Origin of the sequence: Nonomuraea rhizosphaerae (genome assembly GCF_019396405.1) — a bacterium.
Taxonomy (GTDB): Bacteria; Actinomycetota; Actinomycetes; order Streptosporangiales; family Streptosporangiaceae; genus Nonomuraea; species Nonomuraea rhizosphaerae.
This window is the reverse complement of record NZ_JAHKRL010000231.1, coordinates 1-22391: the sequence shown is the minus strand read 5'-3', so window position 1 is coordinate 22391 and position 22391 is coordinate 1. Positions and strand designations below refer to the sequence as shown.

General features: G+C 70.2%; 23 protein-coding genes. 13 read left to right on the top strand and 10 right to left on the bottom strand.

Going from position 1 to position 22391, the window contains the following annotated elements; translation table 11 throughout:
- The 4 genes from KME77_RS11610 to KME77_RS11595 form a co-directional block, all read right to left on the bottom strand.
- Positions 1 to 779: bifunctional transcriptional activator/DNA repair enzyme AdaA (locus KME77_RS11610; RefSeq protein ID WP_219465649.1), on the bottom strand; the 779-nt coding region annotated here is incomplete at its 3' end.
- Between the two features lie 129 nt (positions 780 to 908).
- The gene (locus tag KME77_RS11605) at positions 909 to 1853 is read right to left on the bottom strand and encodes an NYN domain-containing protein (protein WP_219465647.1); all 945 of its coding nucleotides are present in this window, start codon (positions 1851 to 1853) and stop codon (positions 909 to 911) included.
- Positions 1854 to 1958: 105 nt separating this feature from the next.
- Positions 1959 to 2156, bottom strand: coding sequence for an acyl-CoA carboxylase subunit epsilon (locus KME77_RS11600; RefSeq protein WP_219465639.1), 198 nt, complete (start codon positions 2154 to 2156; stop codon positions 1959 to 1961).
- Complete coding sequence (locus KME77_RS11595) at positions 2153 to 3742, bottom strand: acyl-CoA carboxylase subunit beta (RefSeq protein WP_219465637.1); 1590 nt, start codon at positions 3740 to 3742, stop codon at positions 2153 to 2155. Before KME77_RS11595 ends, KME77_RS11600 begins: the two co-directional genes overlap by 4 nt.
- A 36-nt stretch (positions 3743 to 3778) precedes the next feature.
- On the opposite strand from KME77_RS11595, the gene KME77_RS11590 reads away from it, so the two are divergent.
- From KME77_RS11590 to KME77_RS11580, 3 genes are all read left to right on the top strand, one after another.
- Positions 3779 to 4564, top strand: a complete 786-nt coding sequence (locus tag KME77_RS11590) for an ABC transporter ATP-binding protein (protein ID WP_219465634.1) — start codon at positions 3779 to 3781, stop codon at positions 4562 to 4564.
- On the top strand, positions 4561 to 6120 hold the full coding sequence (locus KME77_RS11585) for a hypothetical protein (protein WP_219465632.1): 1560 nt from the start codon (positions 4561 to 4563) through the stop codon (positions 6118 to 6120). Before KME77_RS11590 ends, KME77_RS11585 begins: the two co-directional genes overlap by 4 nt.
- An 87-nt stretch (positions 6121 to 6207) precedes the next feature.
- On the top strand, positions 6208 to 8829 hold the full coding sequence (locus tag KME77_RS11580) for a phosphoenolpyruvate carboxylase (RefSeq protein ID WP_246609594.1): 2622 nt from the start codon (positions 6208 to 6210) through the stop codon (positions 8827 to 8829).
- Here KME77_RS11580 and KME77_RS11575 read toward each other — a convergent pair whose 3' ends face one another.
- From KME77_RS11575 to KME77_RS11555, 5 genes are read right to left on the bottom strand one after another with little or no spacing between them, the layout of a single operon-like run.
- Positions 8830 to 9450 carry an MBL fold metallo-hydrolase gene (locus KME77_RS11575; protein ID WP_219465630.1) on the bottom strand — a complete coding sequence of 207 codons (621 nt, stop codon included), beginning with the start codon at positions 9448 to 9450 and terminating at the stop codon, positions 8830 to 8832.
- The gene (locus tag KME77_RS11570; RefSeq protein ID WP_219465628.1) at positions 9451 to 10536 is read right to left on the bottom strand and encodes an S-(hydroxymethyl)mycothiol dehydrogenase; all 1086 of its coding nucleotides are present in this window, start codon (positions 10534 to 10536) and stop codon (positions 9451 to 9453) included. It abuts the gene before it with no gap.
- 15 nt (positions 10537 to 10551) lie between these two features.
- The gene (locus KME77_RS11565) at positions 10552 to 11517 is read right to left on the bottom strand and encodes an adenylate/guanylate cyclase domain-containing protein (RefSeq protein ID WP_219465626.1); all 966 of its coding nucleotides are present in this window, start codon (positions 11515 to 11517) and stop codon (positions 10552 to 10554) included.
- Between the two features lie 39 nt (positions 11518 to 11556).
- Positions 11557 to 12069 (bottom strand): PH domain-containing protein, encoded by a 513-nt coding sequence (locus KME77_RS11560; protein WP_219465624.1) that lies wholly within the window; start codon positions 12067 to 12069, stop codon positions 11557 to 11559.
- A 55-nt stretch (positions 12070 to 12124) separates the two neighbouring features.
- Complete coding sequence (locus KME77_RS11555; RefSeq protein ID WP_219465622.1) at positions 12125 to 12946, bottom strand: biotin--[acetyl-CoA-carboxylase] ligase; 822 nt, start codon at positions 12944 to 12946, stop codon at positions 12125 to 12127.
- A gap of 60 nt (positions 12947 to 13006) precedes the next feature.
- Between KME77_RS11555 and KME77_RS11550 the strand changes: the two genes are divergently transcribed.
- From KME77_RS11550 to KME77_RS11525, 6 genes are all read left to right on the top strand, one after another.
- Entirely contained in the window at positions 13007 to 15214 is a 2208-nt protein-coding gene (locus KME77_RS11550) for an FdhF/YdeP family oxidoreductase (protein ID WP_219465621.1), read from the top strand.
- Entirely contained in the window at positions 15211 to 16056 is an 846-nt protein-coding gene (gene fdhD / locus KME77_RS11545) for a formate dehydrogenase accessory sulfurtransferase FdhD (RefSeq protein ID WP_246609593.1), read from the top strand. Before KME77_RS11550 ends, fdhD begins: the two co-directional genes overlap by 4 nt.
- 106 nt (positions 16057 to 16162) lie before the next feature.
- Positions 16163 to 16366 (top strand): (2Fe-2S)-binding protein, encoded by a 204-nt coding sequence (locus KME77_RS11540; RefSeq protein ID WP_308250665.1) that lies wholly within the window; start codon positions 16163 to 16165, stop codon positions 16364 to 16366.
- An 18-nt stretch (positions 16367 to 16384) separates the two neighbouring features.
- The gene (bfr, locus tag KME77_RS11535) at positions 16385 to 16870 is read left to right on the top strand and encodes a bacterioferritin (RefSeq protein ID WP_219465610.1); all 486 of its coding nucleotides are present in this window, start codon (positions 16385 to 16387) and stop codon (positions 16868 to 16870) included.
- 439 nt (positions 16871 to 17309) lie between these two features.
- A complete protein-coding gene (locus tag KME77_RS11530; protein ID WP_043620820.1) occupies positions 17310 to 17978 on the top strand; it encodes a response regulator transcription factor in 669 nt (222 codons plus the stop codon).
- Positions 17979 to 17982: 4 nt separating this feature from the next.
- Positions 17983 to 19260, top strand: coding sequence for an ATP-binding protein (locus KME77_RS11525; RefSeq protein WP_219465608.1), 1278 nt, complete (start codon positions 17983 to 17985; stop codon positions 19258 to 19260).
- Positions 19261 to 19296: 36 nt separating this feature from the next.
- On the opposite strand, the gene KME77_RS11520 is transcribed toward KME77_RS11525, so the two are convergent.
- The gene (locus KME77_RS11520) at positions 19297 to 19779 is read right to left on the bottom strand and encodes a GtrA family protein (RefSeq protein WP_219465598.1); all 483 of its coding nucleotides are present in this window, start codon (positions 19777 to 19779) and stop codon (positions 19297 to 19299) included.
- 235 nt (positions 19780 to 20014) lie between these two features.
- Between KME77_RS11520 and KME77_RS11515 the strand changes: the two genes are divergently transcribed.
- From KME77_RS11515 to KME77_RS11500, 4 genes are all read left to right on the top strand, one after another.
- Positions 20015 to 20866, top strand: coding sequence for a hypothetical protein (locus tag KME77_RS11515; protein ID WP_219465596.1), 852 nt, complete (start codon positions 20015 to 20017; stop codon positions 20864 to 20866).
- Between the two features lie 24 nt (positions 20867 to 20890).
- Positions 20891 to 22039: a 5-(carboxyamino)imidazole ribonucleotide synthase gene (locus tag KME77_RS11510; RefSeq protein WP_219465594.1), complete on the top strand. Its 1149-nt coding sequence runs from the start codon at positions 20891 to 20893 to the stop codon at positions 22037 to 22039.
- Positions 22036 to 22191, top strand: coding sequence for a hypothetical protein (locus KME77_RS11505; protein WP_219465592.1), 156 nt, complete (start codon positions 22036 to 22038; stop codon positions 22189 to 22191). Before KME77_RS11510 ends, KME77_RS11505 begins: the two co-directional genes overlap by 4 nt.
- Positions 22192 to 22205: 14 nt before the next feature.
- The coding region (locus KME77_RS11500; RefSeq protein WP_219465651.1) for an AIR carboxylase family protein at positions 22206 to 22391 on the top strand (186 nt) is incomplete at its 3' end.

Genomic DNA, 22391 nt, shown 5'->3' with positions numbered 1-22391 from the left:
AGCGCGACGTGGCAGTGCTCGGGGGTGAGCGTGATCGCCCCGCCGGGGACCGCGCGCCGGTACGACGCGCGGTCGGCCACCTCCAGGCCGGGGATCGCCCGCGAGGTGAGGAAGGAGAGGACGGCGTCGCAGTCGTACGGCTCGCGCCGGTGCAGCCGCAGCCGCAGCGTGGCCGGCCCCGTGCGAGTGGCCTCGGAGGGGACGGGACCGCCCGCCGTCGCGCGCAGCTCGCTGGGCGTGAACCCGTACGTCTCGCGCATCGTGGCGTTGAACTGGCGCACGCTCCCGAATCCCGCCGCGAACGCCACCTCCGTCACCGGCAGCCCGGTCTCGGTCAGCAGCTGCTTGGCCAGCAGCAGCCGCTTCGTCCTGGCCACCGCCAGCGGCCCCACGCCCAGCTCGGCCACGAACAGCCGGTGCAGGTGGCGTTCGGTGATGTGCAGCCGCCTGGCCAGCCCCGCCACGCCCTGCTCGTCCGCGGCCCCGTCGTCGATCAGCCGCAGCGCCCGCCCGATGAGGTCGCCGCGCATGTCCCAGCCGGGGTCGCCGGGGGACAGCTCGGGGCGGCAGCGCTTGCACGGGCGGAACCCCGCCGCCTCGGCGGACGCCGCGTGCCGGTAGAACCGGACGTTGCGTGAGGCCGGGGTGCGGGCCGGGCAGATCGGGCGGCAGTAGATCCGCGTTGTCGTCACCGCGGTGTAGAAACGTCCGTCGAACCGGGCGTCCCGGGCGCTGACCGCCCGGTAGCAGGAGTCGAAGTCGAGCTCTAGTGGTGACATGACACGAAGCGTATGTGCTTGCCACCCGCTATGACTGGCGGAAATCAGACCTGATCGTGAAATCGCAGGTCAGCAGGTCAAAGGAGGTGACTGGCGGGAATCGGACCTGGCGTCCGACCCCCGCCGGAATCACTTCGACGACACGCCCACGCCGAGGTCGAACTCGCGGTAGACCCGCGCCCAGAAGCCGTCGCGCAGCCACACCCGCGCCTCCGGGAACGGCCGCAGCGAGTGCCCCAGCTCCTTCTCCGCCTCGATGAGCAACTCGGTGTCGATGACCGTCGGCAGGATCGGGCCGGGCAGCAGGTCGCGGATGTTGTCGCGGCCGCGGGTCAGTATCCACTTCTGCGCCACGTGCTCGCCCACGTCCTCCACGCGCGGGCGGCTGGGGCCGAGCTTGGCCACCTGGCCGGGCTTGACGTGCGGTTTGACGGGCGCGCGCCCGGCGAACACCTGCGCGGGCGACGGGGCCGCCACGGGCGGGGCGACGACCGCGACGGGCTGCGGAGCACGACTGAAAAAGGGCCTCAGGAAATCAGCAGTGATCACTTCTACGGTGTCGGACTCCCAGACCAGGCGTTCGGCCTGGTTGGTACCGTACGGCGGCTCGACCCCCCACAGGTGGATGCGCACCCCGTACGCCTGCGCCGCCTCCACGGCGGGCACCATGTCCTCGTCCCCGGCGAGCAAGATCGTGTCAGTTACCGCGTGGTGTCTGGCAAGGGCCTCCAGGTCGCTCCTGATCTGCGCGTCCACGCCTTTCTGCTGGCCGCGGGCGTTCAGGTTGCCAAGTCGTACCTTGACCCAGGGGAGCTGGGCGATGACCCGCTGGTCGACGGTGGGCACTCGGTCACGGGCGGCGTCATACCAATAGATCCGCAGCAACTCGCCAGATATACGTTCCAGCGCATGTTTCTGTAGACTCTCGATCAGCGCGTCTGCGGCAACCCGATATTCCTTGCGCTCCTTCGCGCCCAGCAGGACTTCTCCTGCGGCAGCATAGAGATATCCGACGTCCACCAGGACGGCGTACTTCGCTGCCACAGGATGCGGCATGAGGTCTGGGATGGCCATGTCGTCCTCCAGGCCGCGGTTAGTTGATCGGCTGACTATATACGCCTACTTTCTCTAGATAGTCCCAACTCCTCGGGAAGTTGACACCCGATTCCCCGGATCTATCTAGGGCAGCGCGCTCATCCGCCAAGCCGACTTCCCCGGCGCGAGGGGCTTACGCATCGTTCTCGCGGGGTTCCGCCACGTTTGCGGCCGGCGGGCCGGGGGCTCCGGCGCGGCCCGCCGCGTGGCCAGGACCGCGACGAGGGCGGCAAGCTCTTCCGGGGTGGCGTCCCCCCGGACTATCCGCAGATGGGCGCTCATAGCGGGATGTTCCCATGCTTTTTCGGCGGGAGCGAGGCTCGCTTGTTCCGCAGCGCGCGCAGCGCCCTGACGACCTGGGCGCGCGTCTCGGCCGGCTGGATCACCGCGTCGACGTAGCCGCGCTCGGCGGCGATGTACGGATTGGCCAGCGTGTCCTCGTACTCGGTGACCAGCCGCGCCCGCTCGGCGTCGGCGTCCTCGCCCGCCGCCGCCAGCTCGCGCCGGTAGAGGATGTTGACCGCGCCCTGGGCGCCCATGACCGCGATCTGCGCCGACGGCCAGGCCAGGTTGACGTCCGCGCCCAGGTGCTTGGAGCCCATGACGTCGTACGCGCCCCCGTACGCCTTGCGCGTGATGACCGTGACGAGCGGGACGGTCGCCTCGGCGTAGGCGTAGAGCAGCTTCGCCCCGCGCCGGATGATTCCGTTCCATTCCTGATCGGTTCCCGGCAGGAATCCCGGCACATCAACAAAAGTCAGGATCGGAATATTGAATGCATCACATGTTCGGATAAAGCGTGCTGCCTTCTCCGAGGCGTTGATATCCAGGCACCCCGCGAAATGCATCGGCTGGTTGGCCACCACGCCCACCGGATGCCCGTCCACCCGGCCGTACCCCACCACGATGTTCGGCGCGAACAGCTCGTGGACCTCCAGGAACTCGCCGTCGTCGAGCACCCGCTCGATCACCCGGTGCATGTCGTACGGCTGGTTCGACGAGTCCGGGATGATCGCGTCGAGGTCGGGGTCGGGCTCCAGGTCGGTGGCCGCCTCGTAAGCGGGCGGCTCGTCCAGGTTGTTGGAGGGCAGGTAGGACAGCAGCGCCTTGACGTAGTCGAGCGCGTCGCCCTCGTCGGTGGCCTGGTAGTGGGCCACCCCCGACTTGGTGTTGTGCGCGTGGGCCCCGCCCAGCTCCTCGAACGTGACCTCCTCGCCCGTCACCGTCTTGATCACGTCAGGCCCGGTGATGAACATGTGCGACGTCTGGTCCACCATCACCACGAAGTCGGTCAGCGCGGGGGAGTAGACATGCCCGCCCGCCGCCGCGCCCATGATCAGCGAGATCTGCGGGATGACCCCGGAGGCGTGCACGTTCCGCTTGAAGATCTCCGCGTACAGGCCGAGCGCGACGACACCCTCCTGGATGCGCGCGCCGCCGCCCTCGTTGATGCCGATGATCGGGCAGCCCGTCCTGATCGCCAGGTCGAGCACCTTGACGATCTTCTCGCCGTACACCTCGCCGAGCGAGCCGCCGAACACGGTCACGTCCTGCGAGAACACGCACACCTGCCGGCCGTCGACCGTGCCGTGCCCGGTGATCACGCCGTCCCCGTACGGCCGCCGGCTCTCCAGCCCGAACATCGTGGACCGGTGCCTGGCGAACGCGTCGAACTCCACGAACGAGCCCTCGTCGAGCAGCGTCAGCACCCGCTCACGCGCGGTCATCTTGCCTCTGGCGTGCTGTTTCTCGACGGCCGCCGCCGATCCGGCGTGCATGGCCTCGTCGAGCCGGCGTTCCAGGTCAGCGATCTTGCCCGCGGTCGTATGGATGTCAGGGGCATCTGGCACGGGCTCGGCAGCACTCATGCGCGCAAGGTTAACCCCCCTCCTAGCATGGGATCCATGACGGATGGGTCACAGGCGGCGGCGGTTCACACGCACGGACTTTTCAAGAGGTACGGCCCCCAGGTAGCGGTGGCGGGCATCGACCTCATGGTGCCGGCGGGCAGTTTCGCCGGCCTGGTCGGCCCCAACGGGGCGGGCAAGACGACCTCGCTGAGCATGATCACCGGCCTGCTCCGTCCCGACGGGGGGCACGCCGAGATCGACGGCTTCAACGTGTGGCGTGACCCCGTCCAGGTCAAGGCCCGCATCGGGGTGCTGCCCGAGGGGCTGCGGCTGTTCGAGCGGCTGTCCGGCCGGGAGCTGCTCGTCTACAACGGGCGGCTGCGCAACATCCCCAAGGCCGAGGTGGAGCAGCGCGCCGGCGAGCTGCTGCGCGTCATGGACCTGACCGACGCCGCCGACAAGCTGGTCGTCGACTACTCCACCGGCATGCGCAAGAAGATCGCCCTCGCGGCGGCGCTGCTGCACAACCCGTCGGTGCTCTTCCTCGACGAGCCGTTCGAGGGCGTCGACCCGGTCAGCGCCAACACCCTCACCGAGGTGCTGCGCCGCTTCACCGAGTCGGGCTCCACCGTCATCTTCTCCAGCCACGTCATGGACCTGGTCGAGCGGCTGTGCGACTGGGTCTCGGTGATGAACGCCGGCCACATCGTGGCCCAGGGCCCGCTGGAGAACGTACGCGAGGGACGCAGCCTCAACCAGGCGTTCCTGGAGCTGGTCGGCGGCCCGCGCGAGGGCGGCGGCGACTCCGGGCTGAGCTGGCTGGGCAGGGAGCGGCAATGACGACCGTCACGCTGTTCGCGCAGCTCAAGCTCCGGCTGATGGCCGGGAACCTGCGCGGCGACCTCCAGCGCAAGCTGGGCTTCGCCTTCACGCTGGTCATGGGCGTGATCATCGCCGTGGTCGGCTTCCTGCTGATGGGCCTGCTGCGGCTGGCCCCGCCCGACACCGCGGCGGCCGTCGTCATCCTGGTGTACACGTTCATGCTGATCGGCTGGATGATCGTGCCGCTGATGGCGTTCGGGCTGGACGACACGCTCGACCCGGCGCGGCTGTCGCTGTTCCCGCTGACCACGCGCACGATGGCGATCGGCATGTTCACCGCCTCGGCCACCGGCATCTGGCCCCTGGTCACCCTGGTCGTCGCGGCCGGCGCGCTGGCGGGCCTGGCTTCCAGCGCCGGTGGCGTGGTGCTCGGGATCGTGGCCGTGTTCCTGCAGTTCGCGCTCTGCCTGACCCTCTCCAGGCTGATCACCACGGCCCTGTCCGGCGCGCTGCGCACCCGGCGCGGCCGGGACGTGCTGGCCGTGGCCGCGATCTTCGTCGTCCTGCTCGCGCAGCTGCCGAACCTGCTGCTCAACAGCTCCTTCGGCGAGCCCGGCGCGATGCTGCACCAGGCCGCGGACCTGCTGAGATGGACCCCCTCGGGCATGGCCGCGCACGCGATCGCCGACGGCGGGCTGATCGGCCTGGGCGAGCTGGTCGTCGTGGCGCTGGCCGTGGTCCTCGCCGCCTGGCTGTGGATCAAGGCCCTGAACAGGGCGCTCGTCACGCCCGACTTCTCCACCCAGGCCGCCTCCGTGCGCAAGGAGAGCGGCCTGGTCGACCGGTTCCTGCCCGACGGGCCGCTGGCCGCCGTGGTGGTCAAGGAGCTCAAGTACATCCGGCGCGAGCCCCGTCTGCGGGTGGGCTGGTTCTCCTCCCTGCTCGTTGCCGTCGTCCTGGGCTTCACGGCCACCCGCTCGGGCGGGGCGGGGGTGTGGCTGCCCATCCTGCTCAGCGCCGCCGCCGGGCTGATGATCTCCCTCCAGGCGGCCAACGCCTTCGGCATCGACGGCCGCTCGCTCTGGATGAACGCCGTGGTCATCGACTCCGAGCGCGGCCTCGCCGTCGACCTGGCCGGGCGCCACCTGGCCAGCGCGCTGGTCGCCACGCCGCTGCTGATCGTCATCTCCGTCTCCGCCGGGCTCTTCGCCGGTCACCCCGAGGGGATCGCGCCCGCCGTGCTCGCCGGCCTCGGCGCGCTCGGCATCGGGTACGGCGTCGGCTCCGTGACCAGCGTGGTCATCCCGTACACGATGCCCGAGCGGATGAACGCCTTCAGCGGAGCCGCGCCGGGGCAGGGCGGGCAGGCGTTCGCGTCCGCGATGGGCGCGATGCTGGGCATCACCGCGCTGGCGCTGCCGTTCGTGATCCCGCTGCTGTTCGGGCTGCTGTGGGTGTCGATCCTCGCGCCCTTCTACGGCCTGCTGGCCGAGATCCTGGGACGGAAGCTCGGCGCGAAGATCGGCTTCAACCGGCTCCCCGACCTGCTGGCGGCGATCTCCAAGCCCACGTGACCCCATGGCCGCACCCACCCGCAATGGTCTAGTCCAATACGTGAGACCGGTCTACGGCGGCTCTGGGGGTGTGTATACCTTGGGTGCATGATTGACCAGGGGCTTGAGCGTCGCAGTGAAGCGGTGACCGAGATGCCCGACGAGCTGCGCAATGACGTGCGGCTCTTGGGCAAACTCCTCGGGCAGGTGATCGCCGAGCAGGGCGGCGACGATCTGCTGGCCGACGTCGAACACCTGCGCAAAGCCGTCATCGCCGCCCGCAGGGGCGAGGTGTCCGGCGACGAGATCACCGCCATGGTCGCCGAGTGGGAGATCGACCGGGCCGTGCAGATCGCCCGCGCGTTCACCTGCTACTTCCACCTGGCGAACCTGGCCGAGGAGCACTACCGCATCCGCACCCTCCGCGAGCGTGACGCCGGCGGCCGGGTCGAGCGGGAGTCGCTGGCGCAGGCCGTACAGGAGCTGGGGAACGAGCGCGTCGCCGAGCTGGTCGAGGACCTGGAGCTGCACCCGGTCCTGACCGCGCACCCGACGGAGGCGCGCAGGCGCGCGGTCGTCACCGCCATCCAGCGCATCAGCGGCCAGCTCAGCGAGTACAACGCCACAGGACGCGGCGCCACCGAGCGCGACGAGAGCCACCGGCGCCTGCTGGAGGAGATCGACCTGCTGTGGCGCACCGCCCAGCTCCGCTCGACCAAACTGGACCCGCTCGACGAGGTGCGCACGGCCATGGCCGCCTTCGACGAGACGCTGTTCCGCATGGTCCCGCAGGTCTACCGCTCGCTCGACGCCGCGCTCGGCGAGGGCACGGGCACCCGCGAGCCCCTCGCCAAGCCGTTCATCCGCTACGGGAGCTGGATCGGCGGCGACCGCGACGGCAACCCGAACGTCACCTCCAAGGTCACCCGCGAGACCATCCAGATCCAGTCCGAGCACGTGCTGACCGCCCTGGAGACGGCCTGCGCGCGCATCGCCCGCACCCTGACGGCCGCCGAGGCGTTCGCCCGGCCGTCCCAGGAGCTCAGGTCGGCCCTGGCCGCCGCCGTGGACGGGCACCCCGAGCTGGTCTCGGAGCTGGCCACCCGCTCGCCGCGTGAGCCGCACCGGCAGTGGCTGCTGTTCGTGGCCGCGCGCATCGCCGCCACCCGCCGCCGCGACCTCGACCTCGCCTACCGCTCACCGGACGAACTGCTCGCCGACCTGCGCCTGGCCCAGCGGTCGCTGGCGGCGCACGCCGCCCGCCAGGCGTACGGGGAGCTGCAGCACCTCGTCTGGCAGGTCGAGACGTTCGGCTTCCACCTCGCCGAGCTGGAGGTGCGCCAGCACTCCCAGGTGCACGCCGCCGCCCTGGAGGAGATCAAGGCGGGCGGCGAGCTGTCGGAGCGCACCGAGGAGGTGCTGGCCACCATCCGGGTGATCGCCTGGATCCAGGAGCGGTTCGGCGTCAGGGCCTGCTCCCGCTACGTCGTCTCCTTCACCCGCTCGGCCGCCGACATCGCCGCCGTCCACGAGCTGGCCGCGCACGCGCTCGGCTCCCGCGCGCCGGTCCTCGACGTGGTGCCCCTCTTCGAGTCCGGCCAGGACCTGGCCAACTCCGCCGAGGTCCTGTCGGGCATGCTGGAGATCGAGCAGGTACGCGACCGCCTCGACGCCTCCGGCAGGCGCATGGAGGTCATGCTCGGCTACTCCGACTCGGCCAAGGAGCTCGGCCCCGCCGCCGCCACCCTGCGCCTGTACGAGGCGCAGGAACGGCTGACCGCCTGGGCCGCCGAGCACGACGTACGGCTGCGCATGTTCCACGGCCGCGGCGGCGCCCTCGGCCGCGGCGGCGGCCCGGCCAACCGCGCGGTGCTCGCCCAGGCGCCCGGCTCCGTCGCCGGCCGCTTCAAGGTCACCGAGCAGGGCGAGGTCATCTTCGCCCGCTACGGCCACATCGCCATCGCCCGCCGCCACCTCGAACAGGTCACCAACGCCGTCCTGCTGGCCTCCTCACCCACGGTCGGCTCCCGCACGGCCGCCGCCGCCGACCGCTTCCGCGGCCTGGCCGAACAGGTCGCCACCGCCTCCGAACAGGCCTACCGGTCGCTGACCGAGGCCCCCGGCTTCCCCGAATGGTTCGCCCTGGTCAGCCCTCTGGAGGAGATCGGCTCCCTGCGCCTCGGCTCCCGCCCCGCCCGGCGCGGCCTCGGCGCCCCCCGCTCCCTCGACGACCTGCGCGCCATCCCCTGGGTCTTCGCCTGGGCCCAGACCCGCGTCAACCTCCCCGGCTGGTACGGCCTGGGCACCGGCCTCGCCTCGGGCGCCTCCCTCGACTCGCTGCGCGCCGCGTACGCCGAATGGCCGCTGTTCAACGCCATGCTCGACAACGCCGAGATGTCCCTGGCCAAGACCGACCGCTCGATCGCCGAACGCTACCTGGCCCTCGGCGGCCGCGACGACTTCGCCCGGCAGGTCATGGAGGAGTACGACCGGACCCGCACCCTGGTCCTCCAGGTGACGGGCCACACCCGGCTCCTGGAGAACCGCAAGGTGCTGTCACGCGCCGTCCAGCTCCGCGACCCGTACGTGGACGCGCTGTCCCACCTGCAGTTGCGCGCGCTGAGGGTCATGCGCACCGGCAACCCGTCGGACCACGAACGCGAACGCCTGTCCACCCTCCTCCTGCTCTCGGTGAACGGGGTGGCCGCCGGCCTGCAGAACACCGGCTGATCAGTGGCCGCGGGTGATCCACTCCTCCAGGTGCGGTGACTCGGCGCCGATCGACGTCGAGTCGCCGTGCCCGGTGTGGACGACGGTCTCGCCGGGCAGGGTCAGCAGGCGCTCGCGGATCGAGGCGATGATCGTGTCGAACGACGAGTGCGACCGCCCCGTCGCCCCCGGGCCGCCCTTGAACAGGGTGTCGCCGCTGAACAGGACGCCCAGGTCAGGGCAGTGCAGGCAGACCGCCCCGGGCGCGTGCCCAGGGGTGTGCAGGACCTCCAGGGTGACGTCGCCGACCTTGATCTCCTCGCCGTCGGCCAGTGGCCGGTAGGCGACCTCCGCCCCGTACACCTGGTCCCACAGGACCTGGTCGGCGGGGTGCAGGCGGATCGGCGCGCCGGTCAGGTCGGCGAGTTCGCGGGCCGCGTTGATGTGGTCGTTGTGCGCGTGCGTGCACACGATCGCCTTGACGGTGCGTTCGCCGACCCGGTCGGCGATGGCGCGGGCGTCGTGGGCGGCGTCGACGACGACCACCTCACGGGCGTCGCCGAGCAGCCAGACGTTGTTGTCCACCTCCCAGGTGCCGCCGTCGAGAGAGAACGTCCCCGAGGTGATGACCCTGTCGAGCATCTAGAGGACCACCACCGAGCGCAGCACCTCGCCGCGGTGCATCTTGGCGAACGCCTCCTCGACGTCGCCGAGCCCGATCGTCTCGGACACGAACTTGTCCAGCGGCAGCCGCCCCTGCAGGAACAGGTCGATGAGCATCGGGAAGTCGCGGGAGGGCAGGCAGTCGCCATACCAGGACGACTTGAGCGAGCCGCCACGGCCGAACACGTCCAGCAGCGGCAGCTCCAGCTGCATCTCGGGCGTCGGCACGCCGACGAGCACCACGGTGCCGGCCAGGTCACGGGCGTAGAAGGCCTGCTTGTACGTCTCCGGCCGGCCGACGGCCTCGATGACCACGTCCGCGCCGAACCCGCCGGTGAGGTCGCGGATGGCCTCAACGGGGTCACCGGAGCGGGAGTTGACGGTGTCGGTGGCGCCGAAGCCGCGCGCCCATTCGAGCTTGCGGTCGTCCACGTCGACGGCGATGATCTTCGCCGCGCCGGCCAGCGAGGCGCCGAGGATCGCGGCGTCGCCGACCCCGCCGCAGCCGATGACCGCGACCGTGTCGCCCCTGGTCACGTTGCCCGTGTTGAGCGCGGCGCCGAGCCCGGCCATGACCCCGCAGCCGAGCAGCCCCGCCACCTCGGCGGGCGCGTCGGCGGAGACCTTGGTGCACTGCCCGGCGGCCACCAGCGTCTTGCCGAGGAACGCGCCGATGCCCAGCGCCGGCGACAGCTCGGTGCCGTCGGCCAGCGTCATCTTCTGGGTGGCGTTGTGGGTGGCGAAGCAGTACCAGGGACGTCCGCGCAGGCAGGCCCGGCACTGGCCGCACACGGCCCGCCAGTTGAGGATCACGATGTCGCCGGGCTCGACCCCGGTCACGCCCTCGCCGACCGCCTCGACGACGCCCGCGGCCTCATGGCCCAGCAGGAACGGGAAGTCGTCGTTGATACCGCCCTCGCGGTAGTGCAGGTCCGTATGGCAGACCCCGCAGGCCTTGACGGTCACCACCGCCTCGCCCGGGCCGGGGTCGGGCACGATCACCGTCTCGACCGATACTTCCTGACCCTTACCTCGGGCGATGACGCCCTGCACTTCGTACGGCATGGCAGCCATCTTGTGTCAAGGGGATGATCTCCGCAAGACGAAAGGCTGGACCATTCCAAGGCCGCGCGCGGGACGGCGGCGAATCCTGCGCAGCTCGAACTCCGGGTCGCCGTCCAGACCCTCGGCCAGCGCGGAGTCCACGACGATCGTCGCAGGTCTGGCGATGGCGGTGAGCCTGGCGGCCAGGTTGACGGTGGTGCCGTAGACGTCGCCCAGCATCGGCAGCACCGGTCCGTACGCCAGGCCGATGCGCAGGTCGTCGGCCGCCACCAGATCGCAGGCGATCGCCGCCGCGGCGGACGGGTCGGCGGCGGTGAACAGCACCTCGTCGCCCAGCGTCTTGACCAGCCGCGCGCCGTGCGCCGCCACCACGTCGGAGGCCCGCGCCTCGAAGCCCTCCACCAGCGCGGCCAGCTCGCGTTCCCCCAGCTCACTGGCCTTGCGGGTGAACGAGACCAGGTCGGCGAAGCCCACGGCCATGGACACGCGGGCGGGGATGTGCTCCTCGTCGAGGTCGGCGACGGCCAGCAGCCGGGCGCCCGCGGCGGCGAGCTGGGCCCGCCAGACGTGCACCAGCACCTGCTCGAAGTCGGGCAGCAGCCGCCCGGCCGTGTCCAGGACCCGGCCGAGGTCGTCGTCGGTGGCCTGACCGTCGGCCGGCAGCATCGCGCCGATCATGATCTCGGCCTGCCACTGCGCCAGCTTGGCCGTGGTCTGGCCGAGCGCGCGAGCCATCCGGATGACGGTCTGCTCGTCCAGCAGGCCGCCGTCGAGCATGCTGCGCACCCGCCGCAACGCCTCGACGTCGCCGTCGGAGAAGGCCACCGCGTCGTCGGCGAGAGTGGCGAAGCCGAGCGCCCGCCAGATGCGCTCGGCCAGCTCCGTGGGGATGTCCGACAGCGCCGCCACCTCGGAACGGGTGTGGCGCGCGGGCCGGCCCACCAGCAGGCGGTCGATCTCCTCGGCGGTCGGCCTGTTCAAGGTCGGTCTGTTTCCCTGTTCAATGTCCGTCTATTTCGTTCAATGTCCGTCTATCTCTCCGTCGGCGGCGTCCTCCAGCAGACGGAACAGGTCGGTCCGCACGTCCTGGATGTGGGGGATGTCGCGCAGCACGATCTGCCCCCGGTCACCCGCCGACTCGACCGACAGCGTGCCGCAGCCCAGGAGGCGCTCGAAGAACGTCTGGTCGGAGCTGACGGTGTTGACCTTGGCCATCGGGATCTCGTCGGTCGACTTGTTGAGCACGCCCGTGCTGATCGTGAACCGGTGGGTGGTCAGCACGTAACCGGTGTTCTTCCACCGCAGGTAGGGCACGAACGACCAGATGGTCAGCAGCAGCACCGCCACCACGGCGACGGCGATCCTGGCGTAGTTGGTGTACTCCCAGTCCGCCGGAACGAAGTAGATCGCCGCGCCGGAGGCCGCGACGATGAGCAACAGCGCGATGAAGGGCACCACGAGCCGCTTCCAGTGCGGGTGGAACGACCGGATGCGGCGTTCACCCTGCGTCAAGTGGTGATCGGGGAGGGTCATGCGCAAATCGTGCCACCTCCGCGCCCTCGCGGCTACGCGGACGCACGAACCCGGCTCACGAGGCCGGGCGTACGTGCACCACGTCCCCGGCGCTCAGCGTCAGGGTCTCGCCGCCCGAGCTGATCTGGAGGTGTCCTGCCTGGTCGACACCGGTCGCCCGGCCGGTCACCGCCTGGCCGCCGGGCAGCTCCACACGTACGTCCCGGCCGACGGTGGCGTTCGAGGCCTGGTAGGCGGCGCGCAGGCCGCACGCGTCGGCGTCGCCGCCGGTCGCCACCCACTCGCGGTAGTGCGTCTCGACCTCCCGCAGCACCGCCCGCAGCAGCGGGTCGCGGTCGGTGCACTCGGCCTCCTCGATGGCCAGCGAGGTCGCCGTCCCGACGGGCAGCTCCTCCGGCTTGAGGGAGACGTTCAGGCCCATCCCGATGACCACCGCGTCGTCCGTGCGCTCGGCCAGGATCCCGGCCAGCTTGCGCTCGCCGATCAGCAGGTCGTTGGGCCATTTGAGGCGTACGTCCACCTCGCCCAGCCGCCGCACGGCCGAGGCCGCCGCCACCCCGAACAGCAGCGCCAGCCACCCCTGCCTGGCGACCGGCGGCCGCGGCCGGAGCAGGACTGAGACGGTCAGGCCCGAGCGCGGCGGCGCCGTCCAGGTGCGCCCCAGCCGCCCCCTGCCCTGGACCTGCGACTCCGCCACCAGCACCCGGCCCTCCTCGGCGCCCTGGCCCGCCTCCTTGGCGAGGTCGGCGTTGGTCGAGCCGGTGCTCTCGACGACGGTGACGCCGGTCCACAGGCTGCCGGGACGTACCAGAGCACGGTTCAGGGCCGCCTCGTTGAGCGGCGGACGGTCGAGATCGGAGTAGCGCGAGCTGGGCATTCCCCTATCTTCGCCGAAGTGCGACTGTTGTCTGACGCCACACGCGGGGAAGATAGACAAATGGGCATACGTCTGAATCCGCGCAACTGGGCTTCGTGGCGGCCGTTCGGCTTCGGCCTGCGCAAGCCGAACAACTACCTGGAGCTGTGGAAGGCGTTCCGATCGGTCAAGGGCAACAGGCGGTACGCCTGGCGCATCCTCAACCAGGGCACCTGTGACGGCTGCGCGCTCGGCACGCAGGGCATGCGCGACTGGACCATGGACGAGATCCACCTGTGCAACATCCGGTTGCGGCTGCTGCCGCTCAACACGATGCCCGCCCTGAACGCCACCCTTTTGCATGATATTTCGGGGCTTGTCGGTAAGAAGAGTGCGGAGCTTCGGGAGCTCGGGCGGCTGCCGTACCCTATGCTGCGGCGCGCCGGCGAGCCCGGCTTCACCCGCCTCTCCTGGGACGAGGCGCTGCGCGTGGCCGCCGGCGGCCTGCGCGAGGCGCGCTTCGGCGCGTACCTGACCAGCCGGGGCGTGCCGAACGAGAACTACTACGCGGCGCAGAAGGCCGTGCGGGCGCTCGGCTCCAACAGCGTGGACAACGCGGCGCGCATCTGCCACTCGCCCTCCACGGTCGCGCTCAAGCAGACGATCGGCGCGGCGGCCACCACCTGCTCCTACACCGACTGGATCGGCTCGGACCTGATCGTCTTCATCGGCTCGAACCCGTCGAACAACCAGCCGGTGGCGATGAAGTACCTCTACCACGCCAAGAAGGCCGGGACCCGCGTCGCCATGGTGAACGCCTATCGCGAGCCCGGCATGGACAAGTACTGGGTGCCGTCGAACGCCGAGTCCGCCGTGTTCGGCACGAAGATCACCGACGACTTCTTCGGCGTGAACGTGGGCGGCGACATCGGCTTCCTCAACGGCGTGCTCAAGCACCTGATCGAGAACGACTGGGTGGACAAGACGTTCGTGGACGAGCGGACGACCGGCCTGGAGGAGGTGCGGCAGGCGCTGGCCGAGCAGTCGTGGGAGGAGCTGGAGGCCGTGTCGGGGGCCTCGCGCGACGACATGTTCCGGCTGGCCAAGCTGCTGGGCGAGGCGAAGTCCGGGGTGCTGGTCTGGTCGATGGGGATCACCCAGCACACGTTCGGCGAGGACAACGTGCGCTCGATCGTGAACCTGGCCCTGGCGCGCGGGTTCCTGGGACGCGACAAGTGCGGGCTGATGCCGATCCGCGGGCACAGCGGGGTGCAGGGCGGGGCGGAGATGGGCGCGTACGCGACCGGCCTGCCCGGCGGCCTGCCCATCACCCCCGAGAACGCCGCGAAATTTACGGACATGTGGGGATTCGAGGTGCCCACCACGCCGGGGCTGACCGCGACCGACATGATGGACGCGGCCCACGCCGGCGAACTGGACGCGCTGATCTCCTCGGGCGGCAACTTCCTGGAGGTGCTGCCCGACCCGGCGTACTGCAGGGAGGCGCTGTCGCGGCTCAAGCTGCGGGTGCACATCGACATCGTGCTGTCCTCGCAGATGCTGGTGCCGTGCGAGGGGGACGTGCTGCTGCTGCCCGCTCAAACCCGGTACGAGATGACGGGCGGCGTGACCGAGACCTCCACCGAGCGGCGGATCATCTTCTCGCCGGAGGTCGAGGGGCCGCGGATCGGCGAGGCGTGGCCGGAGTGGAAGATCTTCGGCGAGCTGGCCTCGGCCGTCCGCCCCGAGATTTCCGGAAAAATCCGCTTCTCTGGTACTCCGCGAATCCGTGAGGAGATCGAGCGGGCCGTTCCGTTCTACGCGGGAATCTCCGACCTGAAGGCTTTCGGGGACAACGTGCAGTACGGCGGGCGGCACCTGTTCGGCGACGGCCGCTTCAACACCCCCGACGGCCGCGGACGCTTCTCGGTCGTCTCCCGGCCCCTGCTGGAGCGGCCCGACGGCGCGTTCATGGTGGCCACGCGGCGCGGCAAGCAGTTCAACAGCATGGTCCACGAGCGCCGCGACGGCTTCAACGGCGCCATGCGCGAGGCCGTGCTGATGAGCGCGTACGACGCCGACCGCCTCGACCTGCCCGACGGCACCCCCGTCGAGCTGCGCGCCGGCGAACGCACGTACCAGGGCAAAGTCCTGCGTGCCCCGCTGATGCCGGGCAACCTGCAGATCCACTGGCCGGAGGGGAACGTCCTGCTCGACGAGACCAGACGCTCGCCCCAGGCCCGCATCCCCGACTACAACGCTCTCGTCACCGTACGGCGGCTGCGATGACCGAGATGACCCGTGTCGGGCCCACCACCCGCATCCGCGTACGCGAGCTGTCCGGCTCCACGTCCCGCGACCGCCGCGACGACCTCGCCACCGAGGAGCCGCTGGAGATCCGCCTCACCTCGCCGGACGGCGCGCGCCGCACCGTCGCCATCACCATGCGCACCCCCGGCCACGACTTCGAGCTGGCCGCCGGGTTCCTGCACGGCGAGGGCCTGGTCGGCCGGGGCGGCATCGCCGCCATCGCGTACTGCACCGACGAGGACCTCCCGCCCGAGGCCCGCTACAACACGGTCACCGTGCACCTGCACGGCCCCATCCCCGACCTGCCCGCCCTCGACCGGCACTTCCTGACCTCCAGCGCCTGCGGCGTCTGCGGCTCGGCCAGCCTCGACGACCTGCACGCCCGCTGCACCCCGCTGCCCGCCGGCTCGCTGTCCCTCACCCCCGAGGTCCTGTACGGGCTGCCGGACGCGCTGCGCAAGCGGCAGGGCGTCTTCGGCAAGACCGGCGGGCTGCACGCGGCCGGGCTGTTCCGGCCGGACGGGACGCTGGTGGCGCTCCGGGAGGACGTGGGCAGGCACAACGCGGTGGACAAGCTGGTCGGCTGGGCCTCGCTGTCCGAACGCCTGCCGCTGACCGACCACGTGCTGATGGTCAGCGGCCGGGCCAGCTACGAGATCATGCAGAAGGCGCTGACGGCGGGGCTGGCGGTGGTGTGCGCGGTGTCGGCGCCGTCTTCGCTGGCGGTGGACCTGGCGCGGGACTTCGGGATGACGCTGATCGGGTTCTTGCGGGGGGAGCGCTGCAACATCTACGCGGGCCAGGAACGGATCACCACATAGGAGTTGCGTGAGGTGACGGTCCATCACGTTCCGCGATACAGCACTGTGGCCCACCTAACATAGGCGAGCCTAACCGCAGTGGGGTATCTTAGGTGTGCCTTACCTAATGCTCTTGGCGAGAGGCCCACCCCGTATGTACGTATGTGTTTGTCGTGCTGTGACCGAGAACGAGGTCCACGACTGCATCGCTGCGGGTGCGAGGAGTGCGAAACAGATTCGCGACACCACGGGCGCCGGGAGTGACTGTGCGACATGTGTCCGAAAGATCTGTGCGATGCTGAAGCGGTCTGAGGAACTGACGACCGCATAGCACGAGGAGCCCGTTTCCATGCAGGGCGACATCCAGATCATCGAATTGCTGAACGAGCAGCTCACCGCGGAACTCACCGCGATCAACCAGTACTTCCTGCACGCCAAGATGCAGCAGAACTGGGGTTACACCAAGCTCGCGGACCACACGCGCGCCGAGTCGATCGACGAGATGCGCCACGCCGAGCGTCTCACCGACCGCATCCTCTTCCTGGAGGGGCTGCCCAACTACCAGCGACTAGGCACGCTGCACATCGGGCAGACGGTCGAGGAGCAGCTACGCGCCGACCTTGAGGTCGAGATGTCGGTGGTGGAGCGGCTGCGGCCCGGCATCAAGCTCATGCGGGAGAAGGGCGACGTCACCTCCGCCCGCATCTTCGAGGAGATCCTCGACGACGAGGAGCGCCACATCGACTACCTGGAGACGGAGCTGGACCTGATCCAGGCACTGGGGGAGCAGCTGTACCTCGCCCGCTATGCCGAGCCGCCGTCGGCCGACGGCTGACGGCCGAAGGCAGGCCGACAGTCAGTGGCTGGTCAGGTGGGGTGAATCCGCCTGGGCACGCCGTTACGCGCCCGTTGGAGCCCTGCTGGGGGTTCCGGCGGGCGCGTGTGTTTTCCGGTGGTCGGCGCGCAAGGGGGGGCGTGCCGCGACACGCCGGGGGCGTGGGTTCGTGAGCCGCCCCGAGACGCCTCGGCGGGCCCGATGCGAGGGGGTGTCGTACTCCTGGAGGGGCCGCCGGGATTCGCGACACGCCGGAGCGGCCGGAATGTTTTGCGATCCAGCAAGATCACGAACCGCTTTTGTCCCCCGTAAGCGCGGGCAATTAAGTGGGACACACCGATATTTATCCGAGTTTGCCCAGGTCAATGGATAGGTCAACGACGAGTCAAACCGCGCGCTGTGCCCGGGAAACGATCGCCTAAGGTCCTACGATCGCTTCATGACCTGCGTACTTCTCGCCGAGGATGACACCTCGATTTCCGAGCCGCTCGCGCGTGCGCTACGCCGCGAGGGCTATCAGGTTGAGGTGAGCCCCGACGGCCCGCAGGCCCTCGAAAGGGCCCTGTCGGGTGGCATCGACCTCATCGTTCTTGATCTCGGCCTGCCAGAAATGGACGGGCTGGAGGTCGCGCGCCGCATCCGTGCCGAAGGGCACGGCACGCCGGTGCTGATCCTCACCGCCCGCGTCGACGAGGTCGACACGGTCGTCGGCCTCGACGCCGGCGCCGACGACTACGTGACCAAGCCGTTCCGGCTGGCCGAACTGCTGGCCAGAGTGCGCGCGCTGCTGCGGCGGGGCACCTCGGAGACCCCGGTGGTGCAGGGCGTGCGCATCGACGCCGACTCGCGCCGCGCCTGGATGGGGGAGAAGGAGCTGCACCTCACGACCAAGGAGTTCGACCTGCTGCGCGTACTGGTCCGCGACGCCGGAAAGGTCGTCACCCGCGAGCAGATCATGCGCGAGGTGTGGGACACGAACTGGTGGGGTTCGACCAAGACACTCGACATGCACATCTCATGGCTGCGCCGCAAGCTCGGGGACGACGCGGCCAAGCCCCGCTACATCACCACCGTCCGGGGAGTCGGCTTCCGCTTCGAGCGCGAGTAGGCGAATGCGTCGTCGCCTGCTCTCCTCCACCCTGGTCGTCGCGGTCATCGCGGTTCTGCTGCTGGGGGTCCCGCTGGGCATCGTGGTCAGCCGCCTGATCGTCGACGAGGCGGCCCAAGAGCTCAGGGCGGAGGCGACGCGCCTGGTCGGAGAGGTCGAATACGCCCGCATCCAGGACACGCCGCTCGATCCCCAGCAGTTGGAACAGAAGTATCCCGACCGCTACATCCAGATCTACGAACGCGCGACCCAGCCCAAGGCGACCATCGTCGGCGACCCCCCGCCGTCCGGTCACCAGATGACCGAGGACGCCCAGTCCGAGAACGGGATCTACGTCCGGGTGAGCCGGGACAAGGACCAGGTCGAGCAGGACGTACGAGCGCGCCTGCTGCTGATCGTGGCCCTGGCCGTCGCGGCTCTGGCGGTGGCGGTCGGTCTCGCCATCGTGCAGTCGCGCCGTCTGACGCTGCCGCTGCAGGACCTGGCGAAGATCGCCGACCGGCTCGGCTCCGGTGACGCCCGGCCCAGCAAGCACCGGTACGGCATTCCCGAGCTCGACCGGGTGGCCCAGGTGCTCGACCGCAGCGCCACCCGTATCAGCGACCTGCTCACCCGGGAACGCGAGTTCGCCACCGACGCCTCGCACCAGCTGCGCACGCCGCTGACCGGCCTTACCATGCGCCTGGAGGAGATCGTCGCGGCCTCCGACCAGCCGGCAGTCGTCCGCGAGGAGGGCGAGGCGGCCATCGTGCAGGCCGAGCGGCTCACCGCCGTGATCGACGAGCTGCTCGCCGCGGCCCGCCGCCAGCGGCACGCGCAGGCGGAGCCGGTCTCGATCGATGAGGTGCTGGTCCAGCAGGTCACGGAGTGGGAGCCGGTGTTCCGCGGCGTGGGCCGCACGCTGCTGCTCGAAGGCTCGCGCGGGCTCAAGGCGCTGGCCACGACCGGCGGGTTCGGCCAGGTCGTCGCCTCACTGCTGGAGAACTCCCTGCGCCACGGCGACGGCACCGTCAGGGTGACGACGACCACTGGCGGCAACTACGTGGTGACCGAGGTGGCCGACGAGGGGGCCGGGATCTCCGACGACATCGCGCCGAAGGTGTTCGAGCGCAACGTGAGCGGGGGCGGGGGCACCGGCCTGGGGCTGACCCTGGCCCGGGCGCTGGCCGCCGCTGACGGGGGGCGGCTGGAGCTCGTACGCAGGCGTCCCGCGACGTTCGCCATCTTCCTGCGCCCCGCCGAGGACAACGGCAGGACCCGCGTGGTCAGCGGCCCCGCCTGAGGCGTCGGCTTGAGGGGCAGCGGCCCTGCCTGAGGGTCAGCGGTCCTGCTTGATCCCGGACTCCGGCAGTTCGGCCGGGATCGGCTCGGTGGCCTCCAGGAACACCCACTTCTTGTACGACCAGTAGCGGAACAGCGTGCCCAGCCCGACGCCCACGATGTTGGCGATGTTGAGGCTGAGGCCGTCGTGCAGGTGCAGCGTGTACTTGGTGAAGCCGATCACCAGCAGGCCGAACAGCAGCGCGATGCCGTTGAGCAGGAAGAACAGGAAGTATTCGCGACCGAGACCGCTCTGCTCGCGGTGGCGGAAGGTCCAGAAGCGGTTGCCCAGGTAGGCGACCGTCGCCGAGATGACCGTGGCCAGCACCTTGGAGGTCAACGGGCCCATGTGCACGGCCAGCAGGAACACGTTGTACATCGCGGTGTCGACCACGAACGCGATGGCACCGATCGTCCCGAACTTGGTCAGCTCATGCACAAGGGCCGAGAAGCGCTGGTAGAGCCGTTTGGCGAAGTCCACGTCTGTTACTCGGCCCTTTCCCGGTCGTTGACGCTCATCAGAGGCATGATTCAGCCTACCGGTGATCCAGGTAGGGGGGTTCCTCTACCAACGGCCTCTAGAAATATCGCGTTATACCCGACATTTGCGAATCGGGGGCGTTACGCTGCGGGGGCAAATCGTCGGCGGGCCCTCGCCGGCGATGGGCTCAGACGGACAGCCGTCGTAGACGGCCATGACCTCCCGGGGTTCACCTGTGCCGCTTCGCCTGCTCGTGCTCTTAGCCGGCCTTTCGGTCGTGGTGGCCGGATGCGGCACGGCGAACGTCGCCACGGTGCTGCCGCCCGAGGAGTCGGCCTCCACGCCGGCGTCCGCCCACACCGTCGACGCGAACGCGGCGGGAGGGACGTTCCAGCTGCTCGGTGACCTGGACCAGGCCTGGAAGCGGCGGGACTGCGCCGCCGTGGCGGAGCTGACCACGTGGGCGGAGAAGACGCTGGGCGGTCGTGCCTGTGAGGCGACCCGGAACGACCGCCCAGCCCTCTACAGCGACCCAGTCTTCTTCCTGCCGCCCGAGGGCGGCTGGTTCGCGGCGCTGGCGCGCAAGCCGTCGCCCGCGTACTTCCTGTTCCTGGAGGAAGGGGACCGCTGGCGGCTCGCCGCCGGGCCGATCGCCGCGCGCGGGCGCGTGCCGGAGCCCTCGACGGCAACCACCGACCCGGCCGTGGCCGCCCAGGCGCGCGTGGTCGCGCAGAGTCACCTGACCTACCTCACGGACCCGGCGGGCGTGGCGGGAGTCCGCTTCGCCTCGGGCGATCCGGTACGCGGCCTGCGCGACGAGCTCAACGGCCTGCCGGCCAAGGTGCGGCCGGACCGGCTCGACGTGGACGTCGAACGCCTGGAGCAGCCCACGATGGCCCTGCCGTTGTCGAGCGACTCCATGCTGGTGTTCGATGGTTTGCGGCTGGTCTACCGTCAGCGTCCCAAAGCCGGGCGTACGTCCCTGGCGCACCCGCTCGGGCGAGATGCCGAGATCGTCGTCCTGGCCAGCGTCGTCAGCGCGGAGAACGGCGTCACCACTGTGGGTGTGCGGCGCGGCCCCGCCTGAGCACGTTGGGTAAGCTGACCTGCCGTGAGTGCATTCAGCCCCATCGGGCCGGTTGTCGGCATGGTCGGCGCGGGCCAGCTCGCCAGGATGACCCAGCAGCCCGCCATCGCGCTCGGGATCGAGCTGCGGGTGCTGGCCAACACGCCTGACGAGAGCGCCGCCAGAGTGATCGTCGACACGCGGCTGGGCGACTACCGGTCGCTGGACGACCTGCGGGCGTTCGCCCAGGGATGTCACGCGATCACCTTCGACCACGAACACGTGCCGACCGAGCACATCAGGGCTCTGGAGGCCGAGGGGTACTCGGTGCATCCGGGGGCCGAGGCGCTGGTGCACGCGCAGGACAAGGCCGTGATGCGGGAGCGGTTGACCGCTTTCGGGGCGCCGTGCCCGGCATGGGCACGGGTCAGCGACCTTTCGGATATTTCGGCTTTTGCGGCATCGCATGGCTGGCCGGTCGTCCTCAAGGCCATCAGAGGCGGGTACGACGGCCGCGGCGTCTGGGTCTGCCACACTCCCGAGGAGGCCGCCGAGGCCCTGGCCGGCGGCGTCCCGCTGATGGCCGAGGCGTTCGTGCCGTTCTCCCGCGAGCTGGCGGTGCTCGTCGCCCGCTCACCCCACGGACAGGGCGTCAGCTACCCGGTCGTGGAGACCGTCCAGCAGGACGGGATCTGCGTCGAGGTGCTCGCCCCCGCCCCCGGCCTCGACCCAGAGGAGGCCGCCGAGGCCCAGCGGGTCGCCCTGCGCATAGCGCACGAACTCGGCGTCACCGGGCTGCTGGCCGTGGAGATGTTCCAGACCTCGAACGGCCTGCTGGTCAACGAGCTGGCCATGCGCCCCCACAACAGCGGCCACTGGACGATCGACGGCTCGCGCACGTCGCAGTTCGAGCAGCACCTGCGGGCCGTGCTCGACCTGCCGCTCGGCTCGCCGTCGATGAGCGCCCCGGTGGTCGTCATGGCGAACCTGCTCGGCGGCGACGACCCCGACCTGTTCAAACGGTACGAACACGTGATGGCCCACGATCCGGGCATCAAGCTGCACTTCTACGGCAAGGAGGTGCGGCCGGGCCGCAAGATCGGCCATGTGACGGCCGTCGGCGACGACCTGGAGCGCGTACGCGCCCGCGCCCGGCACGCGGCCGTCTACCTGATGAACGGGGAGTACACGTGAGTTCCTCGCTGAGCGTGCATCGCTCGCTGAACGTGCATTGCTCGCTGGATGTGCGTTTCTTGTCGAGCGTCAGCTTCTTGTCGGGTGCCGGCTTCTCGCTGAGCGTTGGTTTCCCGTCGAATGTCGGTTTTCCGGAGAAGGAGGCGGCGTGACCGTCGGCATCGTCATGGGCAGCGACTCCGACTGGCCGGTGATGCGGGCCGCGGCGGAGGCGGTGGCCGAGTTCGGCGTCCCGTTCGAGGCCGACGTGGTCTCGGCGCACCGCATGCCGACGGAGATGATCGAGTACGGCCGCCAGGCGGCCGCACGCGGCGTCAAGGTGATCATCGCCGGGGCCGGCGGGGCGGCGCAC